Consider the following 22,208-nt stretch of genomic DNA (forward strand, 5'->3'; position numbering starts at 1 on the left):
GCTTACAAGTGAACCAGTGGTAAACATAACTGACAATCTGGATATAAGATACTACAACCTGAGCTTTAACTCGTTCAGACAAGACAATCGTAAACCTTTTTTTGCTTAAGAAGCTCGTACGGAAAATGTCCGTACAACGAGGCAACTATTCTAGGTATTCATGTGTAGATAACTGGTAATAGTAATATATGATCGATTTAAGCTTAGGAGAAATTTGCACAACTATAATAACCCGAACTAAAAACCATACGGCAGATGCAATTAGGAGAATAAGAACTACGCAACGGAACGGAACTACCAGTAAGAAGGGGAAATGCTTTGATGTGGAATGGATGTTCGAAAATCTTCCCCGAGGTGGGGTCCCCCCCCACTTTTTTTATCTTTACAAAGGAGTAGACGGCATGCCAGAGCTTCCCGAAATGGAAAATTACAGAATATTGCTCAATCAAAAGATAGCAGGCCAAACGATTACGGATGTACAGATTAATCGTGCAAAATCGGTAAATGTGGAGCCAGATGAGTTTATTAATAATGTTTCCCGGCAAAAGGTTGTGACGGTGGAAAGAAGAGCGAAACAACTATTGTTTCACCTTGAAAACGGCTATTTGCTCTTATTGCACTTAATGCTCGGCGGAAGGATGTTTTTTGGAACGACTGAGGAAAAGCCCGACCGGACGATCCAAATTCAATTTTCATTTGGCGAGCAGAATCTTTACTTTATCGGTTTACGTCTCGGTTATTTGCATCTCTATGATAAAACATGTATACAAAAGGAATTATCTGACTTAGGTCCTGAACCTTTGGGACAGGAATTTACAGAGGATGTATTCATTAAATTAATGGAGAAGAGACGAGGCCGTTTAAAATCGAAATTAGTGGACCAACAGTTTTTATCAGGGATTGGCAATTGTTACAGCGATGAAATCTGCTTTCACGCAAGAATCCTGCCCATGCGGGAAATGAATGAGCTTAATCAGCATGAAGTCATCCAGCTTTATCAATCGATTCGGTTTGTCCTGCAGGATGCTTTAAAGCACGGCGGGTATATGGAACCCTTTTTTCAAGGCGACACGTTAACAGGAGGATACGATTCGTTATGCAAGGTGTATGATCGGGAAGGTGAAACGTGTGTAAGATGCGGAGTTGCGATTATTAAAGAGATCATTTCTTCTCGAAAGACGTTTTATTGTACAGGTTGTCAATCTTAAAAGGGATCCTCAGAAGAAACGGAAGGGATTTTAATGAAATTTGGTTGCCATGTGAGTATTAGAGAGGGATATTTTGGGGCGGCTAAACATGCAGCAGCACTGAATGCGTCTGCTTTTCAATATTTTCCTAAAAACCCAAGAAGTCTAATCGTGAAAAAGTTTGATAAGATCGATGCTGCGTCTTGTAAAAAGTATTGTCAGCAACACAGGCTGACGTCTATCGCGCATACCCCATACCCGACAAGCCTTACTCCATCGCATGATAAAAGAGAGGCTGTAATCCATTCGTTAATTAATGACTTGGAGATTGCTGAAGCTTGTGGATCTGTAGGGATTGTTGTCCACTTCGGAAGCCAAATCAGCAGCCACGATCTTTTGGCGAGCTATCAATTGATGATTGAGATGCTGAACGATGTTACAAAGGAATGGGGAGGGGTTTGCAAAATACTGCTTGAAAACAACGCTGGAAAACCTGGCAGTATCGGTACGACTTTTGAAGAACTAGTACAGGTGAGGAACCTCTGTGAGAAACCCGAAAAAATCGGATTTTGTTTGGATACTTGCCATGCCTTCGCAAGCGGACTTTGGGATGGGGATAATTGGAAGGCTCTTACCGTTAAAGGGCAGGAGTTATCGTATTTTAAGGAGTTATACGCGATACATTTCAATAACTCGAAATTTCAGTCCAGCCTTGGTAAAGATCGTCACGCCAATATCTTCAAAGGCGGACATATAAAGAAAAATCAATTTGATGAACTTATAAGCTCACCAGTTTTAAAAGAGATTCCTTTTATCCTGGAAACGCCTTCTAAGGAAGGAATTACGCATAAAGATGAAATTCTACAATTACAACATACTTGGGGAAAGAGATGAGGGTCTCTTCTGATAAAAATAGACCCCGGAATCAAAGTCCGGAGTCCGCTTATTATTTCTTATTCCCCAACCGTTCCAGGCGTTGTCGTAACTGCGCGACCGCCTTTCCAGGATAGAACCAGCGCGAAGCTTATCATAAGAATGAAAGCCCCCAAGATATAGGGGAAATTGATATTAACATCAAAGAGGATTCCTGCTAAAGCAGGCCCGATCATGTTGCCGATACTCATATACATATTATTCATCCCGGCCACAAATCCTTGTTCATTTCCTGCCATTTTTGACAATAATGTATTCAATGCCGGTCGCACCAGAGAGGTGGCCGTAAAGAACACAACGGTGATTGCCAGGATGGACCAGAAGTTTACGGCCGCTAACAGCACGATCATGGATGCTGCGGAAATCAGGAACGTCCAGTACATCACCTTTTTTTCACCGAAGCGAGTCAGCATTTTATCAACGATAACCGACTGAATGAACACTCCGATCAAGGCGCCAATCGTAATGATGATCGAAATGTCCTTAGGTGTAAAACCGAATTTTTCATCAACATAAAGTCCGAAAATTGCTTCAAAGTTTGACAAGCCGAAGGTCATCGTAAACACAAGAACAAGAAGCATGAAGTAAGGGGCCTTGAAAGATTTTTGCAATTGTCTAATCATGCTTTCTTTTTTACGTTTATCGGATCGAGCTCGTTGCCTTGCTTCAACAGAAAGTGTTTCCGGCAACAAAAGCAATGACAAAACGGTTGCGATTGCTGCAATGACAGTTGAAGTATAAAACGGTACCCTTATTCCGATTTCAGCAAGAAATCCGCCGATCCCAGGTCCGATAACAAAACCGAGCGACATCGATGCACCGAGAAGGCCCATTCCTTTCCCGCGTTCTTCTTCTGTTGTAATATCGGCAACGTATGCCATCATAGGCGGTATCATGAACGCTGCCCCAACTCCTCCAAGAAGCCGGGAAACATACATCATCCAAATCTCCGTCCCCACGGCAAAAATGAGCTGAGACAAAGCAAAACCAAATAAACCGACAATGAGAGGGATTTTTCTCCCATATTTATCTGAAATTTCCCCGGCGATGGGAGAAAAAATAAATTGGGTTAACGCAAAAACAGCGACAAGATAGCCCATTGCCTGGCCGCCGACCCCGAATTCTTTTAGGAACACCGGCAAAACGGGGATAATCAAGCCAATCCCAACCATCGCAATGAACATATTGACCATTAAAAGGACTAATGGCGTCCGGTTTTCTTTAAGTGATGACATACTTTTCCCCTCTTTCATCGAAAACTTATATACGAATTATTTGAAAAGTACCCTCTACAATAATTGAGAGGCTATTAATCTAACACAATCACATCAACCAATCTTACTACATTGAATGACCTATCAGCAATATGTATTTTTACTAATATTTGAAAAGTAACATTTCTGAATTCTTATGTCACGTTATAAAGCAGAATAGTAGAAGTTTAATGAAATCATTTAATACTGAGCCGATTTTTCATTTTCATGCGTTGATTTATTATTGCAGATAGAGATGAGTTAAGGAATATATTTCAGATGCAAAGCTAACGTTAATAACATGGTGATATTTATCTATATAATGATTACATTTTAAAATTCGAAAAGTGTTTAGTTATGATGTGCAGGACGTGACTTGCGCCGATGCAACCACACGAAGTGACGATCTTATTCGGCCGATGTCTTGCTCGGCGCGTCTTATGTCAGTCGCATAAGCATGGAACGGAGTGGCATCGACGTAAGACATAACGATGCAATTTAGTTGAAGGTCGTACTTGCAAGGCACTTCCGCTTTTATTAATGAGGTGTATCAATTGTTTTTAAATGACAAAACAGAGCGGAGACTTATTGGCTACGCGTTGATTTTGATTGCTGTCTATTTAGGCCCATTGTTTATTTTAGGAGAGAACGCACATATTCGGGTTCATGATAATTTAGACTCAAACATTGCCTGGTATAAGGTGTTAACTGAAAGCAGCCAGCTGTTTGGCGGGGTGACAGCGAAAATACCGCAAGTCATCAATGGCTTGCCAAGAAACGCTTTCGGTACGGAGTATAGCGGAATTATCTGGCTGTATGCTCTGTTCCCAACCATGATTGCTTATGGACTAAGCCAGGCAATTACCAGATTTATTGCCTTCCTCGGGATGTATTGGCTGTTGAAGACTCATTTTATCACGCGGGATGAATGGGGAGTAATCCGGGTTGGAACGGCTCTTGCATTCGCTCTTACGCCTTTTTGGCCATCCGGCATGCTAAGTACGCTGGGAATGCCGCTTGCTCTCTGGGCATTCTTAAATATCAGGAAGGGCGACAATTCGTGGATAAACTATCTTGTGCTTACTCTTTTGCCGTTGTATTCAAGCTTTGTGCTCGGCTTTTTCTTTTTCCTGACCGCAATGGCTGTGTTCTGGGTTGTCGAGGTTATTAGAGGGAAGGGATGGAATTTTCGTTTTATATGCTCGATTGCCTATATGACGTTCATCTACTTGTTAGTGGAATACAGACTCGTTCATTCCTTTCTTTTTTCTTCGGAAGGAAGTAGCCGGGATGAGTATTTTCATGCAAGGCTTCCGCTATGGAGATCGGTTCGGCTAGCGTTTAAGAATTTCGTGCTGGGGCATACACATGTGATGACGGTGCATGGTCTTATTGTTCTTCCAATCATTCTATTTGCTCTTTACTTGCTGATAAAACATAAATTATGGAGAAAAGAGAACGTGTTTGTTTTCCTGTTAGGATTAAACTTTGCCCTCTCCACATGGTATGCGTTCTGGTTCTACAAAGGCTGGCTTCCTTTAACGGAAAGATTTCATTTTTTGGATACATTTAATTTTGCCAGATATCATTTTTTGAGACCGCTAGTCATATATCTTGGTTTTGCGCTTGCCTTGAAAATTATCTGGAATTGCACGAAAAATAATCAATCCATCACAGCTATCATCATCGCACAAATTATTGTCCTGTTTGCTTTTAATGATGAAATAATTTATCAAAAGAAACCTACTGTGAGAGAATATTATGCCGAAGAAATATTCGATGAAATACAGGAATATATCGCGATCCCCCAAGAGGATTACCGGGTCGCAAGCATTGGTATACATCCAGCGATCGCCCAGTATAACGGCTTTTACACGCTCGATACATACAATAACTTTTATCCGTTACGCTATAAATACAAGTTTCGCAAAATAATTGAAGAGGAATTGGCCAAAAATAAGACTCTCCGGATTTATTTTGATGAATGGGGAGGAAGATGCTATGTGTTTTCAGATGAACTGGGCAAGCATTACATGTTTAAAAAGGATTCAAAAAAGCGATTAAAGAACCTTGAACTAAACACTCAAGCATTTAAAGATCTTGGAGGAACCTATCTGTTTTCAGCACTACCGATTGAAAACGCAAGCGACATCGAGCTTCATTTGGAACAGGTTTTCACCTCCAAACAAGCAGCATGGAAAATTTACCTATATAAAGCCAAATAGACACCTAGGAGGTTACATGTATGTCTGAACCAATTCTTACGATTGTTGTACCTTGCTTCAATGAGGAGGACGTTCTGCCAGATACAATTAGCCAGCTACATAACTTGTTAGAAAACATGGCCGTCCGCCAACTTGTTTCCGATAAAAGTAAAATCCTATTCGTTGATGATGGAAGCAAGGATCGTACATGGCAGATCATCCTTAAAGAAAGTTTAAAAAATGAATGGGTAACCGGTTTGAAGCTCTCAAGAAACGCTGGGCATCAAAACGCGCTCCTTGCCGGGCTGTTCACAGCAAAGAATATGTCCGACTGCGTAGTCTCCATTGACGCGGACCTGCAGGATGACATCGCGGTTATTGGGGAGTTTGTTGAAAAGTACCGGGAAGGATTTGACGTTGTCTACGGTGTCCGCAGAAAACGTGATAGCGATTCGTTTTTTAAACGAAGCACAGCAGAAGGCTTTTATAAATTCATGAACAAATTAGGCGTGGACCTTATCTATAATCACGCGGACTTTCGGTTAATGAGTAAAAGGGCCCTTCAACAATTGGAGCGATTTGAAGAGGTAAATTTGTTTTTACGCGGAATTGTGCCGCTGATTGGCTTGCGATCCGCAAAAGTCCACTATGACCGAAAGGAACGGATGGCAGGGGAGACCAAATATCCTTTGAAAAAGATGCTTGCCTTCGCGTTCGACGGCATTACTTCCTTTTCCGTTACGCCGATCCGGTTTGTATTGTTCGTTGGCATCTTTTCCTTTGTAATCAGCTTTTTGTTCGGCTGTTACTTTTTCATTCTAAAGTTTTCCGGGAATACGGCCACCGGCTGGACATCGTTAATTACCTCGATTTGGCTTATCGGAGGATTGCAGTTAATTGCCATTGGCTTGATTGGAGAATATATCGGCAAAATTTACAAAGAGTCCAAACGCCGCCCGAAGTATATTATCGATATGGATTCTTATTCTCTGCCGATGTCGCTACATTTAAAAAATACAGAAAGAGCGGAAGATGACGCATATAACCTTGATCTTAGAAACCTGCCTGAAACGAACTAATTCATTTATCCGCTTTTTACTGGTAGGGGTCATCAATACAGGTGTAGGATTGTCAGCCATTTTCATTCTGATGAACGCTTTCCATATAAGTTATTGGTTCTCCACATTTCTCGGAAACGGGGCAGGGGCTGTCATCAGCTTTTTATTAAATAGGGCATTTACGTTCAAAAGCGACGTGTCCTTTAAAAAAAGCGGCCTATTGTTTGTTTCGGTCATTCTCTGCTGCTATTTTGCATCGTATAGCACAAGTAGCTGGGTCAGTGAACGGATCCTCCATAACATTCCAGTCTCACAACAAAATTTATCCGTATTTCTTGGGAGTTGTATGTACACGATTACAAACTACATAGGCCAGAAGTACATCGTATTTAAGGCGTTTTCGAAATGAAATGGAAAAAGGGCCGTTATTACTACTTTATTACGAGATTAATGATGTCAAAACAGGCAGTCGTGAATAAAATAGTAACATACAAACAGCAGGTGTTTACAGAATCAAAGAAATGTAAGCGCTTCATAAATTTATTTTGTCGTTATTTCTGTTTTTTTTGTTTAGAACATGCCAATTTTGAGAAAAATAAGAATAATAATCCAATTTTTAAGGAGTGACGTTCATGAATGCAGAAAAAGCGATTTCTGTTCTTGACACGATGAGGCTTCCTAATGGTGCATATACAGCCAGCGTTTCTCAAGATTACAATTATGTTTGGATCCGGGACGTAGTCTATACCGTACTGTCGTTTTTGCATTCGCCATGTGAAAGGTATGAAAAGGCTTATCATAGCTTGTTCGACTTATTCAGAAATTACGAATGGAAAATCGATATTCACACAAAAAAGAAACCCCAGCATCTTTATGAATTTATCCATTCACGCTACGCAAAGGATTTAACAGAGCTTCATGTGGAATGGGGCCATGCTCAAAATGATGCAATTGGAGCGTTCCTATGGGGCGTTGGAGAAGGAGTCCGGCACGGTAAGAAAGTCATCAGGGATGAGAAAGATCTGCAAATCGTCCAAAAGCTTGTTCAATATCTTGATTGCTTACAATATTGGCAGGCAAAGGATAATGGAATGTGGGAAGAAAATATGGAGGTTCATGCTTCAAGTATCGGGGCATGTGTCGCTGGCCTGCATGCTGTCAAAATGCTGGTTGACGTTGACGACGATAGCATCCACAAAGGCGAAGAGACGCTCCGTTTCATGCTTCCACGCGAAAGTGAGACAAAAGAAACGGATTTGGCTTTACTGTCGCTAATATTCCCTTATAGAATTGTTGATCGCAATACGGCCCTGCTAATCCTGAATAATATCTCAAGCAGGCTGGAGCGAAAGCATGGCTGTATCCGTTATGAAAATGATGTGTATTATAATGAAGGAAGCGAAGCCGAATGGTGCTTCGGGCTGCCATGGATGGGAATGTGTTATAAGGAACTTGGAATGATGGATAAAGTACAGGAATATATCAGCAAAACAAAGCGCATCGTTCCCGAAAACTGGGAGGTACCGGAATTATATATCGGCGGTACAAACAAACCTAATAAGAACACACCGCTGGCATGGGCGGTTGCGTTATCGTATCTGTTTATTGAAGGAAACGAAAAGGACGAACGGAAATATAAAATAGAATAACGAACACTTGCTGATCGGTTCGCCTTATAGGCGGAGATTAAGCGTGGTCTCACTTATGCAGAAAGGGAATGAAACTTTCCTTCTGCATAGTGAAAAAGGGGGCTTCCTGGTAATAGGAAGTCCTTTTTTCGTGTTCGGCTTCAGGGACTAAAGTACTGTTCTTTATAGTTTATTGGATTCCGACAATAATAGACAGCCCTCGTCAAAGGGTTCGCAATTTTCGCATCGAATGTATTCATATCTTTGTTTATTAGCGACTACATAATAAGAAGGGGTGATGCTAACTTGGATATTGCACTCGAAATGAAGGAGAATATTACTCCGAGTGAACACGATTTATATCTTTTTCATGAAGGAACTCTGTACGAAAGTTACAAAACGTTTGGTGCCCATCTGACCACATTACAAGGTGTCGAAGGCGTCCGGTTTGTCGTATGGGCTCCAAATGCGAGAAAGGTTTCTGTCGTAGGTGATTTTAATCATTGGCAGGGCTCCAATCATAGAATGAGCCGTATCCGAAACACCGGTACTTGGGTCATCTTTATCCCGGGACTGAAGGAGGGGAGTTTATATAAATATGAGATTCATACCGCTGAGAATCATGTCGTTCTCAAAGCGGACCCTTACGCATTCTTTTCCGAAGAACGGCCGAATACGGCTTCGATTATCCACTCAGTAGATCAATATGAGTGGAATGACCGAAAATGGATGGCTGCCAGGGGAAAATCGGATTCCTACCATAATCAGATGCTTATTTACGAAGTAAACCTTTTATCGTGGAAAAGAAAGAAAAATGGCGTGGCTTATACCTATCGTGAGCTTGCAGACGAGCTGATTGAACACGTGATCACAAACGGATTTACCCACATTGAACTCATGCCGGTGATGGAACATCCATTTGACGGTTCGTGGGGCTATCAAATTACTGGATTCTTTTCCGCAACCAGCAGGTATGGGAAACCAGAAGATCTCATGTACTTCATTGATCGCTGCCACCAAAGAGGGATAGGTGTGATATTGGATTGGGTTCCGGCCCATTTCTGCAAGGATATCCACGGGCTGGGTCGTTTTGATGGCACGCCTCTTTATGAGCCGATCGACCCTAGACGGGCTGAGCGCCCCTTATGGGGAACGTACAGCTTTGATTTTGAGAAACCGGAAGTGGTCAGCTTCCTCATTTCAAACGTCCTGTTTTGGATGGATGTCTACCATGTTGACGGTTTTCGCGTTGATGCCGTTTCCTCGATGGTTTTGTTGAATCATGACAATCCTTTGCCGGAAAGGCTTCAAAATGAATTTGGCGGAGAAGAAAACGAAGCCGCCATCCGGTTCCTGAAAAAGCTAAATGAAACAGTATTCAAGAAATATCCCGGGGCGCTGATGATGGCTGAGGAAGCAACAGACTGGCCGCTAGTAACAACACCCATCGATAAGGGGGGCTTAGGATTTAACTACAAGTGGAATATGGGCTGGGTGAATGATGTATTAAAATATATGAAACTCGAACCTTCGGAACGGGTACACCATCCCAATCTTTTAACCTTTTCATTTTTCTATGCTTTTTCAGAGAATTTCGTGCTTCCATTTTCACATGATGATGTCGTGCACGGGAAACGTTCTTTATTGGACAAAATGCCCGGAGATTACTGGCAAAAATTCGCCAATTTACGTTTACTATACGGCTACTTCATGACGCACCCAGGGAAAAAGCTATTGTTCATGGGGAGCGAGCTTGGACAGTTTGCAGAGTGGAAAGACAAGGAGGAACTGGATTGGCATCTGCTTGATTACCCGGCACATCAAGAGCTTAACCATTATCTCAAATCTCTGAACCATTTTTATAAAGATACATCTAGTTTATGGCGGCTTGATCATGAACCGGACGGGTTCGGATGGATTGATCATAGCCATCATGAAAATGTCCTGACATTCATGAGAAAGGGAAAACGCAAAGGAGATTACAGCATCGTTGTTTGTAATTTTTCCACGCATGTTTACGATAAGTACCGCATCGGAATTCCAGCGAATGGTAGTTTCATCGAAGTTTTTAACAGTGATGCCAATCACTTCGGGGGCTCTGGAAGAGTTAACAGTGATGCCATCGAAGCTGAAAAAGTGCCCTATCACAACCAAAGGTTCAGCATGGAAATCACCGTTCCTCCATTAGGTATAGCAATATTTATGAAGCAAACAAAAAAACGGCGGGGGAGAGTCGACCAGAATGGCAGATAAAAAGTGGATCGCAATGTTATTGGCAGGCGGGCAAGGATCAAGACTTGGAGAATTGACACATGAATTAGCAAAACCGGCCGTATCTTTTGGCGGGAAATATCGAATTATTGATTTTGCGCTAAGCAATTGCACCCATTCTCACATTGATACAGTCGGTGTGTTAACACAATATCAGCCACATCTACTAAACTCTTATGTAGGAAAAGGCAGCGCGTGGGACCTGGATCGCAATCACGGCGGTGTCTCGGTCCTCCCGCCTTATCAAGGAAAAAATGGCGGACAATGGTATGAAGGAACAGCGAATGCCGTTTATCAAAACATTCATTATGTGGATCAATATGATCCCGAATATGTGGTCATAATCTCTGGTGATCACATTTACAAAATGGATTATAACAAGCTGCTTGAATTCCATATTGAGCATGGTGCTAATGCAACCATCGCCGTCATTCCCGTACCCTGGCTCGAGGCAAGCCGCTTTGGGATCATGAACACCGATGCGACAGATCAAATCATTGAATTTGAGGAAAAGCCCGAGGACCCAAAAAGCAACCTCGCATCGATGGGAGTATATCTTTTTAACTGGAAGCTGTTGAAGGAGTATCTAATTCAGGATGAACAAAATCCGGCTTCTTCGAACGATTTCGGAAAAGACATCATTCCGAAAATACTAAACGACGGAAACTCGATGTATGCTTACCGTTTTGATGGCTATTGGAAAGACGTCGGGACGATTCAAAGCCTTTGGGAAGCGCATATGGATTTGTTGAACGAAGATTCATCCTTCTCTCTCAATGATCAAAATTGGCAGATTTTCGCTGGAAATGCCAATCACCCGCCGCAATACATTGCACCCGAAGCCGAAGTCAAACAATCGCTAGTGAACGAAGGCTGCATGGTGTATGGGCATATACACCGCTCGGTCCTTTCTTATAATGTTCAGGTCGGTTCTGGTTCGAGGATTCATGATTCAGTCATCATGCCGAATGTGATCATTGGCAAAAATGTAACGATTGAAAAAGCGATTATCGCCAATAACGCCGTCATTGAAGATGGAATGGTCATTAAGCCTACAGAAGGATTAGACGAGGTGATTCTGATTGGTGATAAACGGAAAATTTTTTCACATATTTAAGACGAATATCAAAGACAATCTTAGGGGTGATCGATATGGGCAACGTGTTAGGCATTATTAATACGATCAATGAAAAACCATTTCTAAAAGAATTGACACAGCATCGCAGCATGGCATCTGTGCCCTTCGCCGGACGCTATCGCCTGATCGACTTTACTTTGTCGAATTTCATTAATGCCTCCATCACGAAGGTCGGAGTGGCTACAAAAGACAAATATCGTTCCATTATGGATCATTTAGGGTCGGGAAAGGAGTGGGATCTGGACCGGAGAAATGGAGGGTTATTCATATTGCCTCCTGTCCATCCTGACGAAAAATTACAAGGGGACCTCCAGCATTTTTATGACCATCTTGAGTTTTTCCAGCGTTCAGATGAGGACACGGTCATCATTTCCCCTGGCCATCATGTGAATAAGATTGATTTTAATGATGTTGTAGCCAAACATAGAATGGAACGAGCGGATATCACGGTTGTTTACAAAAATTATCACGGTAAACCGGTCGAAAAGCCGATTTATCATACTTGTACATGTGATGCAGAAGGAACCGTTACAGACATCGAGCTATATACCTCTCCCGTGCACGGCGAACATGTATGCTTAGAAACTTTTGTTATCAATAAAAACCTATTAATCGACTTAATTATAAAATGTGTCGAAAATGATGAATATGACTTGATTAAAGATGCGGTGAAGGCAAATCTTCACACATTGCGTGTAAAAGCCTATCATTTCACAGGTGAAATGCCCTTTATCCATTCAGTCGACAGTTTTTATTCAGGCAATATGTCGTTTCTCGATCCGAAGGTTGTCCGTTCATTCTTTTATGATTCATGGGATTTATATACGAAAGTAAAGCACGAGGCTCCGGTAAACTATGGCCTTTTATCAAAGACAAGCAACTCACTTATCGCAAATGGCTGTGAGATAGAAGGAATCGTCGAAGACAGCATTATTTTTCGCGGAGTCAAAATTCATCCTGGTGCCGTTGTGAAAAACAGCATCATTATGCAAAAAGGAGAAATTGGTGCAGGGGCTTACATAGAAAATGTGATTATGGATAAGCAAGCCATTATTACAAAAGAAACGGTTGTGGTTGGGTCGGAATCCCATCCAAAAGTAATTAAAAAAGCGGAAATCATGTGACGGAGGACTTGTGATGAATGTATTGTTTGCTGCATCCGAGTGCGTGCCGTTTATTAAAACAGGCGGTCTCGGAGACGTTATTGGCACCCTGCCCAAAGCATTAAAAAAACAACATATCAATGCAAGTGTTATCTTGCCGAAATACGGGGACCTGCCCTTTCATTTTAAAGAGCAAATGTCTTTTGTAACTAATGTGGAAGTACCGGTTGGCTGGAGAAAGCAATATTGCGGAATTGAAAAATTGATTCATCAGGAAGTAACCTATTATTTTTTAGATAATGAATATTATTTTAAAAGGCATGGCAGCTATGGTTTTATTGATGACGGCGAGCGCTTTGCGTTTTTATCAAGGGCGGTGTTGGAAGCACTGCCCTACCTGGATGATAAACCGGATGTCCTCCATTGCCATGACTGGCAGACAGGACCTGTTAGCGTCTTGCTGAAGGCCCATTATCATAACCATCCTTTTTATCAGGGGATCAAGACCGTTTTCACCATCCATAATCTTCGCTATCAAGGAATATATCCGAAAGCAGTGTTAGCGGAGTTGCTGGATTTAAGCGATCTCTATTTCAACATGGATGCCCTGGAGTTCCATGGGAATGTAAGTTATTTGAAGGCCGGCCTTGCCTTCTCGGATTACTTGACCACCGTGAGTCCGACATATGCAACGGAAATTCAAATGCCGCATTATGGCGAGAACCTCGATGGGTTTTTGCGGAAACGAACGCCGAAATTGGTTGGTATTCTGAATGGAATTGACCATGAAGAATATAACCCCGCATCGGATGAAGCGATATACTTCCCATTTGAGGATGATGAAGGCAAGCCGGAAAACAAACGGATGCTCCAGGAGTCTTTAAATCTCCCACTGCAAGGAGATGTTCCGGTCATATCAATGGTGACAAGGCTTGTTGAACAGAAAGGAATCGATCTGATTTTACGTGTTTTTCATGAAATCATGAACCTCAATGTTCAGCTTGTCGTTCTTGGAACCGGGGATAATCACTATGAGCATGTCTTGAGGGATTTAGCGGCACAGTACTCTGATCGGGTCAGATTCGAAAATTATTTTGATGAAACGCTCGCACGCAAGATTTACGCCGGCTCTGATATGTTTCTGATGCCATCTGAATTTGAACCGTGCGGAATTGGCCAGCTGCTTGCCCTCAGATATGGAACATTGCCTATCGTTAGAGAAACGGGAGGACTTACGGATTCCGTAGTCGCTTATAATGAATTCACCGGCGAAGGCTATGGATTCAGTTTCGCGAATTATAATGCACACGACATGCTATATTCGATTGAAAGAGCCGTTTGGCTATACCGGTTTCAGTCCAACAAATGGCGCAAGCTGGTCAACAGAGCAATGAACAAGGATTACAGCTGGGATGCTTCAGCCGAACAATATCATAAGTTATATGAACAACTAGTCTTTGGCAAAGAACTGACTACTGCCGATGAAGAATAATTTTCAAAATTTTTAAATAGTTTGAATTGACATAGACCCAAATCTCTTGCATAATAAAAAAAATGAATCCATGAACGTTAATGGAGGGTTAATATACGGGTATCTTTCTGTGTCAGAGAGCGAGTTTACAGCTGAAAGACTTCGCCCAGCAAAGCCGTAGAACCTGCCTCCTGAGTCCTGTGCAAAAAACACAGGCGCTAACTTTGAGCGTTATCAAGCAAAGCGGGATGTGTTATGTGCATCCAAGTAAGGTGGTACCACGGAAATTAAGCCCTTTTCGTCCTTTTCACAAGGATGAAAAGGGTTTTTATGTTTAAAGAAAGCAGAGAACTTCATTGGAGGAAGTATGCATGGAGAAGAAACGGATTGTTGTGAAAATCGGAAGCAGTTCTTTGACAAACTCAAAGGGTGAAATAGACCAGGAAAAATTTTCTGACCATATTGAAGCGATCGCCGCCCTCAAGGAAACAGGCCATGAAGTACTTTTGGTATCATCCGGGGCTGTTGCGGCCGGCTTTATTCGTTTAGGCTATCCGTCAAGGCCGGTTACATTAAAGGGAAAACAAGCAGCGGCTGCGGTAGGACAAAGTCTGTTAATTCAATTGTATATGGAAAAGCTCGGCCAGTTTGGGATCATTCCCGCTCAAATTCTCTTAACAAGAAATGATTTTTCCAAACAAGGAAGGTATAGTAATGCCTACGCAACGCTCATGGAACTATTGGAACGGAGTATATTGCCGATCATAAATGAAAATGATACGGTTTCAGTCGAGGAGTTGACCTTCGGCGATAATGATATGTTATCGGCTTTGGTCAGCGGAATGGTCCATGCGGAACAGCTAATTATTCTGACCGATATTAATGGCATTTACGATTCTGATCCAAGGAAAAATCCATCTGCCAAAAGAATCGATTACTTAAAAGAAGTAACAGAGGAAGTACTCCAAGGAGCAGAAGGGGCAGGTTCGAAAGTCGGAACAGGTGGAATGCTTTCAAAGCTATTGGCCGCAAAAAGAGCACTATCACTCGGGGTTCGAGTTTTCATTGGACATGGAACAGGACGCCGCAAATTACTTGAAATATTAGAGGGAAAAGGAGATGGCACATATATTGGGGAGGACCAACTCACCCAAGTTACCGGTAGGAAGCAATGGATTGCCCACCATTCATCAGTGATGGGGCAAATCTTTATAGACAAAGGGGCCGAGAAAGCACTTCTTTTTCACGGAAAAAGCTTGCTCCCGGCGGGAATTCATAAGATTGCAGGTGCATTTAATAGGGGAGATGTCGTCGAAGTTATCGGCCCAACCGGTTTAGTAGGCAAGGGTGAGGTTCTTTATTCCTCAGAAAGTCTAAAAAAAATCATGGGTAAGCGCACGGGTGACATAGAACACGAAACGATTTTGACCATAGAAGTCATTCATCGTGATCAATGGGTAAGAGCTGAGTAGAGGGGGAATAAGCAATGAGCGAGGTTATGAGAAAAGGCCATGAAGCGAAGTTGGCCAGCTATTCCATGATCGGAAAGACGACCGAAGAAAAAAATGAAGCACTGCTTAAAATTGCTGAGCAACTGTTAATCGACCAAAATAGGATACTCGAGGAAAATAGGAAGGATCTCGAAGTGGGGAGCCAGGCAGGGCTTTCAGAATCCATATTAGACCGAATCCTCTTAAATGATAAACGAATCAGTGATATGGCCGATGCGGTCCGGCTTTTGGTTAATCTCGATGACCCGATTGGGGAAATACTCGAAACGATTCAAAAAGAGAACGGCTTGTTGATCGAAAAGAAAAGAGTCCCTATCGGTGTCATCGGTATGATTTACGAAGCAAGGCCGAACGTCACGATCGATGCAGCAACACTAGCACTGAAAACAGGGAACGCGGTTTTATTAAGGGGAAGTTCTTCAGCCATCCATTCTAACCAGGTCCTCGTCCAATCGATTCACCGTGCGCTGGAAAAAACCTCAATCCCGGTGGAAGTCGTACAGCTAATCGAGGATACAAGCAGGGAAACGGCAAAAGAGTTATTTACCTTAAACCAATATCTGGACGTCCTGATTCCAAGAGGAGGAAAAAACCTGATCGATACGGTCGTGAGGGAGTCGACGGTTCCGGTATTGGAAACAGGGGCGGGCAACTGTCATATCTACATCGATGAATCAGCCGAACCAAACATGGCCGAACGTATCGTGATCAATGGCAAGACGCAGCGTCCAAGTGTTTGCAATGCGATAGAAACAATCCTTGTAGACGAAAAGTGGTTTGACCTTCACGGGAAAGATTTGTTAACATCCCTTCATGAACACCATGTTGAATTATATGGCGATGATATCGTGTGCGGGAATTTCCCGCAGGCAAAACAAGCGACAGAAGAGGACTGGTACAAAGAATACTTGGATTTAACCGTCAGCGTAAAAATCGTCCAAAGTATACAGCAAGCAATCAATCATATTAATCAATACGGTACCAAGCATTCCGAAGCGATTATCACGAATAACAAGAGCCATGCGGAAATGTTTTTAACCAATGTAGATGCCGCTGCCGTCTATCATAACGCCTCAACCCGCTTTACGGATGGCTTCGAATTTGGATATGGGGCTGAAATCGGGATTAGTACGCAGAAACTTCATGCCCGCGGGCCAATGGGGCTTCATGCCTTAACCTCGAGCAAATTTTTCATCTATGGACAGGGTCAAATTCGGGCGTAAACGGTTTTAAAATAGGCTGTCCTTTCAAACATGTCGTACATAGGATACACAGTGTTCTCTGTGATAAGGGAAATCATCGACAGTTTAAAAGGAGAGTGACTTATATGGATTACGATAAAAACGATAATGTTGGCTTTGTGTTGCTCGTTATCTTATTCATCTTATTGATCATTGTTGGAGCTGCTTATGTATACTAATAATTAAATGAAATTTAGGAGTCCTGTTATTTGGTGAAATGCCATTAGCAGGCTTTTTTTATTTGGAAAATCCCATCGATTGAATCCGTTTTTCCTGAGCGTTATAATGCAAGGTATGAAGTGTGCCATAAAGAAAGTAGGAACCTATTTTGAAATTAAGTATTTTAGATCAGTCTCCAATTCTTTCGAATGCTACAGCAAGGCGGGCATTACAGGAATCCTTAAAGCTGGCGCAGATCGGGGAGAAATTGGGCTACACCCGCTATTGGATCGCGGAACACCATGACCTGTCGGGGCTTGCCTGTTCAACACCTGAAGTCATGCTTGGGTTTATCGGAGCGAACACAGAAAAGATCCGAATCGGCTCAGGCGCTGTTTTGCTGCCACACTATAAGCCATACAAGGTAGCCGAAACCTTTAATATGCTTGCAACCTTGTTTCCCGGCCGGATTGATTTGGGCATTGGCCGGGCACCGGGAGGATCTGCAGAGGCCACGATGGCTCTTTCCGATAACTTTTTGGAAGGTATCCGAAAAATGCCGGAAACTTTTAAGGAACTGCTGCATTTTTTACATAACGATTTCCCAGCAGACCATATGTTTTCAAAAGTATCCGCTGCACCCCTTCCTCCGGTTACGCCTGTACCTTGGCTTCTCGGAACAAGTGAGAAAAGTGCGATTCTGGCGGCTACTCATGGAGTAGCCTATGCCTTTGGGGAATTTATGAGTGACAAAGATGGAAAAAAGATTGTTGACAGATATAAACATGATTTCCAGCCGACGGCATCGTTAAAAGAACCAAAAACAATCATTACCGCATCGGTTATTTGTGCCGAAACAAGTGAACGAGCGGAGGAACTGGCCTTAACCAACCATTTATGGAAAATACAGCTGGAGAAGCCCGAAGGAAATAAAGGAATTCCTTCTTTGGAGGAGGCAAGACAGTACTCATTTAGCGCTGAAGAGCAAGACATGCTGGTCGAATCGAAAAAGAAAGTGGTAGTCGGCAACCCGGCCGAAGTGAAACAACAGTTGATTGCATTACAGAACCAATATCAGGCCGATGAGATCATGATCGTGACAATCACGCCATCCTATGAGGACCGACTACGTTCCTATCAATTAATCGCGGATGAACTTCTATAGTTGGGCAACCATTTTCATTCGCGCGAAATCATGAGTGATTTAAGCGGAAAGTATCAGCATTTAAGCAAAAATTTGCGGACTTAAGCGAAAAATATCGTCATTTAAGCGAAGCTCAGATAGCAACCGGTTGAAAGTGTTTCACGGATTTTAACGACATACCATCGATAATCCAAGCAGCTTACTATCATAGGTAAGCTGCTTTTTACTGTAAAATCCTAACCTTTTTGAATGCAAAAATTATCTGCGAATAAATATATCAGGAAGCAGTTTTTTATTAAGGGAGTGGATATACATGCTTGAGGTGCAGCAAGACATTGACCGGATTGTCGGCATATTAAAAAAAGAGCAGTCAACGGATGGTTCTTGGAATTATCCTTTTGAAACCGGCGTGATTACCGATGCCTATATGATCATTTTGCTTAAAGTTTTGGAAATAGAAAATGAAGCACTGATTACATCCCTTGTCGAAAGACTTGAAAGCAAGCAAGAAGCGAATGGAGCATGGAAGTCGTTTGCGGATGAGAAGGATGGGAATTTATCACTGACCATTGAGGTTTATTACGCGATTCTCTTTTCCGGTCTGCGAAACAAAAACGATGGAAATCTGAGGAAAGCACGAACATTCATCCGATCTAAAGGAGGGATAAGGAAAGCAAGCATGTATACAAAATTTATGCTTGCGATGACCGGCCAGTATTCTTGGCCTGTTATTTTCCCTATCCCTCTCGAGGTAGTTTTGCTGCCGCCGTCCTCCATCATCAGCATCTATGATTTGTCTGTATTCGGCCGGTCAAACCTGCTCCCGATTCTATTGCTCGGCCATAAAAAGTTTCAAATCAAATTTGCTTCCACTCCTAGTATTGAAGACTTATATACTTCGAAATACAATAGAAACGAAGAACAACCATGGGAGGAATTACGAAGTGATGAAAACCGCCGATTTGCTTCAACAGTCGAAAAAGCGGTCAAATCTTTACTTGGTTTTCCTTGGTACTTACGCTCGATGGCGACAGACGCGGTGAGACGGTATTTGTTTGATAGATTGGAAGCGGACGGCACTTTGTACAATTATTTCAGTTCCACCTTTTATATGATTTTTGCTTTGCTGTCACTTGGCTATTCAAAAAAAGATGCGACCATTACAAAGGCTGTAGAAGGACTTACGACAATGTCTTGCCAGATAAATGGGCACACACATATTCAATACACGACAGCCAATGTTTGGAATACATCCTTAATTAGCTATGCCCTCCAAGAGTCAGGCATCCCAATGGATGATGAGACTGTTTTGGGGGCCAACCGATATTTGCTATCACGCCAGCAATATAAATACGGGGACTGGATCATCCATAATCCTCATACACTTCCAGGCGGATGGGGCTTCTCAGACAAAAACACCATCAATCCGGATGTCGATGACACGACTGCTTCATTACGCGCTTTGTTCCGATATTTACAAACAACTCCTGATAAGCAAGATGCCTGGAACAGAGGGCTTTCATATACGTTTTCCATGCAAAATGATGATGGTGGATATCCCGCTTTTGAAAGAAACGTAGATAACAAGCTGCTGCATCTGCTGCCGGTCGAAGGAGCAGAATACATCCTCACCGACCCGTCAACCCCTGATTTGACCGGAAGAACCATTGAGTTTCTAGGAAATTACGCCAATCTTAAACTGCCGGATAAGAGAATAAAACGTGCTGTGAAGCAACTCCTTAGTAAGCAGAAACAAAACGGTTCCTGGTACGGAAGATGGGGGATCTGTTATCTATACGGGACATGGTCAGCCTTGACCGGACTTATGGCAACAGGTTTTCCTGCCAACGATGATGCTGTAAAAAAAGCTTCAGAATGGCTGAAAAGCATCCAGAACCAAGACGGGGGCTGGGGAGAATCCTGCTACAGCGATATTAAAAAAACATATGTACCATTGGGCACGAGCACCTTAACCCAGACTGCCTGGGCAGTCGATGCGCTAATCGCCATTTCCCCTAAACCCACTTCTGAGATTGAGAAAGGCATTTCATATCTCAAGAAACGATCTGAACAATCGAATTGGACGTCTTCTTACCCGGCAGGTCAAGGGATGGCCGGTTTTTTCTATATTCATTATCATAGTTATGAGTACATCTATCCTTTACTCTGTCTCAGTCATTATAATGCGAAATACGGATGATCTTAAAGGAACGTATCCGAATAGAGCTTACTCACTTAAAAAGTGATTGAAAACATCCGCCACATCAAATGATTAACAAAATTAAATCAATGATGTAGAAACTAGAAAAAGTAGGCTGCCTTAGTGTGGCCTGTTTGTTATTCACTTTAATTAAATAAAGGTTAACTTGAGCAGAATAAAAACAGAATCGATATCTAACACTACTTTCAAATATTACTTTAGGTGGTGGAGATTTTGTTTTGGAAAAAGAAACCGAGGAAAATTCACTCCCTTGAGACGGAGCAATTGGATTTATCAGTAGAATCATTAAAACGGATAACAGCGAATATGGCTGATGCAGAAATAATTGATTTTCAATCGATAAATAATCTACCAGTAACACTTATCTTCATAAGAACCTTAACAGATCTAGAACGTTTAAACGAAACGATTATTGAACCGCTTACACACTGTTCAGATGGCAATGTTCTGAAATGTATTATTTCATCCAAAATAACGAAAATCACTACTTTAGAGGAAGCAAAAAACGCTCTTTTGACTGGCTTTTGTCTTATATACGACTCTGTACAAAAAAAATGGTTGTCTGTGCCACTAGAAAACCCATTAGGCCGATCGATTGAAAGTTCTGAAACAGAAACGATCCTATACGGGCCGAAAGATAGTTTCACTGAACAAATAGAAAGAAATATCAACATGCTTCGAAGGAGACTGCCGATAGCCGAACTAAAAACCGAGACATTTACAGTTGGCTCTCTGACTAAAACAACTGTGATCCTCATGTACATAGAGGGTATAGCCAATCCTGAAATCATTTCGATTGCCAGAAAAAAAATAGCCAAAGTCAATTATGATCTTATTCTTGAATCATCTAATCTTGGAGCGTTCTTGGAAGATCATATTCATAGTGTTTTTCCTCAGTTTCAGCAAACGGACCGGCCTGATCAAACAGCCTATAATTTGGGTTTGGGGAAGATTGTAATCATGGTTAATAATACGCCCTTCGTGTTAATTGCTCCTGTTACTTTTTTTCACTTTTTTCAATCGTCCGAGGATTATATTCATAAATGGGTAGTTGCCAGTTTTCTGCGTTCGCTGCGGATGGCAGGTTTTTGGGTCTCCATCACGCTGATCCCTTTCTATGTTGCATTGACGACTCATCATTATCAAATGATTCCCTTGCAGCTTCTTTTTGTGTTGATGGAATCCAGAAGTAAATTGCCGTTTTCTCCATTTTGGGAAGGCTTTCTCATGTTACTCACTCTGGAGGTTATGAAAGAGGCAAGCTTGCGAATGCCAACCAAAACAAGTCAGACACTCGGAGTCATTGGAGGCATTGTGATCGGACAGGCAGCCGTTGAAGCCGGGTTTGCAAGCAAAATATTAATTGTTTTAGTAGGCATTTCGGCAATTTCCACATTTTTAGTTCCCAATTATTTAATTAGTAAAACAAACACCATTATTCAATTTATCTTTCTCGTTTTGGCTTCTTTCTTAGGAATAGTGGGAATCGTGTTCGGGGAAATATTGTTAATTGCTCATTTGAATGGATTAACATCCTTAAAACAGCCCTTTCTTGCTCCGCTCGCCCCATTGCAAATAAAAGATTGGAAAGATTTTGTCATACGCGCTCCATTACCATGGTTAAAAACTCGGCCTGAATTTTTACGTCCTGTCCAAAAATGGCGATTTAGCCAAAGGAGGAAATAG

The 22,208-nt window shown here is 42.1% G+C and carries 17 protein-coding genes; 16 read left to right on the forward strand and 1 reads right to left on the reverse strand.

Annotation, left to right across the window (positions count from 1 at the left end; genetic code table 11):
• Nucleotides 1–401 precede the first annotated feature (401 nt).
• A complete protein-coding gene (mutM, locus tag LQ216_RS01445) occupies nt 402–1,208 on the forward strand; it encodes a bifunctional DNA-formamidopyrimidine glycosylase/DNA-(apurinic or apyrimidinic site) lyase (RefSeq protein ID WP_230126344.1) in 807 nt (268 codons plus the stop codon).
• Nucleotides 1,209–1,241: 33 nt separating this feature from the next.
• Nucleotides 1,242–2,081, forward strand: a complete 840-nt coding sequence (locus LQ216_RS01450; RefSeq protein ID WP_230126345.1) for a deoxyribonuclease IV — start codon at nt 1,242–1,244, stop codon at nt 2,079–2,081.
• 59 nt (nt 2,082–2,140) lie between these two features.
• Here the strand turns inward: LQ216_RS01450 and LQ216_RS01455 are convergent, their stop codons facing one another.
• On the reverse strand, nt 2,141–3,355 hold the full coding sequence (locus LQ216_RS01455) for an MFS transporter (RefSeq protein ID WP_230126346.1): 1,215 nt from the start codon (nt 3,353–3,355) through the stop codon (nt 2,141–2,143).
• 563 nt (nt 3,356–3,918) lie between these two features.
• On the opposite strand from LQ216_RS01455, the gene LQ216_RS01460 reads away from it, so the two are divergent.
• The 14 genes from LQ216_RS01460 (at nt 3,919) to LQ216_RS01525 (ending at nt 22,208) form a co-directional block, all read left to right on the forward strand.
• Nucleotides 3,919–5,598 (forward strand): DUF6044 family protein, encoded by a 1,680-nt coding sequence (locus LQ216_RS01460; RefSeq protein WP_230126438.1) that lies wholly within the window; start codon nt 3,919–3,921, stop codon nt 5,596–5,598.
• A gap of 20 nt (nt 5,599–5,618) precedes the next feature.
• Nucleotides 5,619–6,656, forward strand: coding sequence for a glycosyltransferase family 2 protein (locus LQ216_RS01465; protein ID WP_230126347.1), 1,038 nt, complete (start codon nt 5,619–5,621; stop codon nt 6,654–6,656).
• Nucleotides 6,610–7,044 carry a GtrA family protein gene (locus tag LQ216_RS01470; protein WP_230126348.1) on the forward strand — a complete coding sequence of 145 codons (435 nt, stop codon included), beginning with the start codon at nt 6,610–6,612 and terminating at the stop codon, nt 7,042–7,044. The genes LQ216_RS01465 and LQ216_RS01470 overlap by 47 nt, the downstream gene beginning before the upstream one ends.
• A gap of 223 nt (nt 7,045–7,267) precedes the next feature.
• Nucleotides 7,268–8,284 (forward strand): glycoside hydrolase family 15 protein, encoded by a 1,017-nt coding sequence (locus LQ216_RS01475; protein WP_230126349.1) that lies wholly within the window; start codon nt 7,268–7,270, stop codon nt 8,282–8,284.
• Between the two features lie 303 nt (nt 8,285–8,587).
• Entirely contained in the window at nt 8,588–10,516 is a 1,929-nt protein-coding gene (gene glgB, locus LQ216_RS01480) for a 1,4-alpha-glucan branching protein GlgB (RefSeq protein ID WP_230126439.1), read from the forward strand.
• On the forward strand, nt 10,506–11,651 hold the full coding sequence (locus tag LQ216_RS01485; protein ID WP_230126350.1) for a glucose-1-phosphate adenylyltransferase: 1,146 nt from the start codon (nt 10,506–10,508) through the stop codon (nt 11,649–11,651). Before glgB ends, LQ216_RS01485 begins: the two co-directional genes overlap by 11 nt.
• A 35-nt stretch (nt 11,652–11,686) precedes the next feature.
• Entirely contained in the window at nt 11,687–12,796 is a 1,110-nt protein-coding gene (gene glgD / locus LQ216_RS01490) for a glucose-1-phosphate adenylyltransferase subunit GlgD (RefSeq protein ID WP_230126351.1), read from the forward strand.
• Nucleotides 12,797–12,809: 13 nt separating this feature from the next.
• A complete protein-coding gene (glgA, locus tag LQ216_RS01495) occupies nt 12,810–14,267 on the forward strand; it encodes a glycogen synthase GlgA (RefSeq protein ID WP_230126352.1) in 1,458 nt (485 codons plus the stop codon).
• Between the two features lie 350 nt (nt 14,268–14,617).
• Complete coding sequence (gene proB, locus LQ216_RS01500; RefSeq protein WP_230126353.1) at nt 14,618–15,718, forward strand: glutamate 5-kinase; 1,101 nt, start codon at nt 14,618–14,620, stop codon at nt 15,716–15,718.
• A gap of 14 nt (nt 15,719–15,732) precedes the next feature.
• Nucleotides 15,733–16,980 (forward strand): glutamate-5-semialdehyde dehydrogenase, encoded by a 1,248-nt coding sequence (locus LQ216_RS01505; RefSeq protein WP_230126354.1) that lies wholly within the window; start codon nt 15,733–15,735, stop codon nt 16,978–16,980.
• Between the two features lie 104 nt (nt 16,981–17,084).
• Nucleotides 17,085–17,177, forward strand: coding sequence for a YjcZ family sporulation protein (locus tag LQ216_RS01510; protein ID WP_230126355.1), 93 nt, complete (start codon nt 17,085–17,087; stop codon nt 17,175–17,177).
• A 149-nt stretch (nt 17,178–17,326) separates the two neighbouring features.
• Complete coding sequence (locus LQ216_RS01515) at nt 17,327–18,322, forward strand: LLM class flavin-dependent oxidoreductase (protein WP_230126356.1); 996 nt, start codon at nt 17,327–17,329, stop codon at nt 18,320–18,322.
• Between the two features lie 292 nt (nt 18,323–18,614).
• Entirely contained in the window at nt 18,615–20,501 is a 1,887-nt protein-coding gene (shc, locus tag LQ216_RS01520) for a squalene--hopene cyclase (RefSeq protein WP_230126357.1), read from the forward strand.
• Nucleotides 20,502–20,735: 234 nt separating this feature from the next.
• Nucleotides 20,736–22,208, forward strand: coding sequence for a spore germination protein (locus tag LQ216_RS01525; RefSeq protein WP_230126358.1), 1,473 nt, complete (start codon nt 20,736–20,738; stop codon nt 22,206–22,208).

This window comes from Bacillus sp. CECT 9360 (genome assembly GCF_918741275.1).
In the GTDB taxonomy this organism is placed as follows: Bacteria; Bacillota; Bacilli; order Bacillales; family DSM-1321; genus Peribacillus.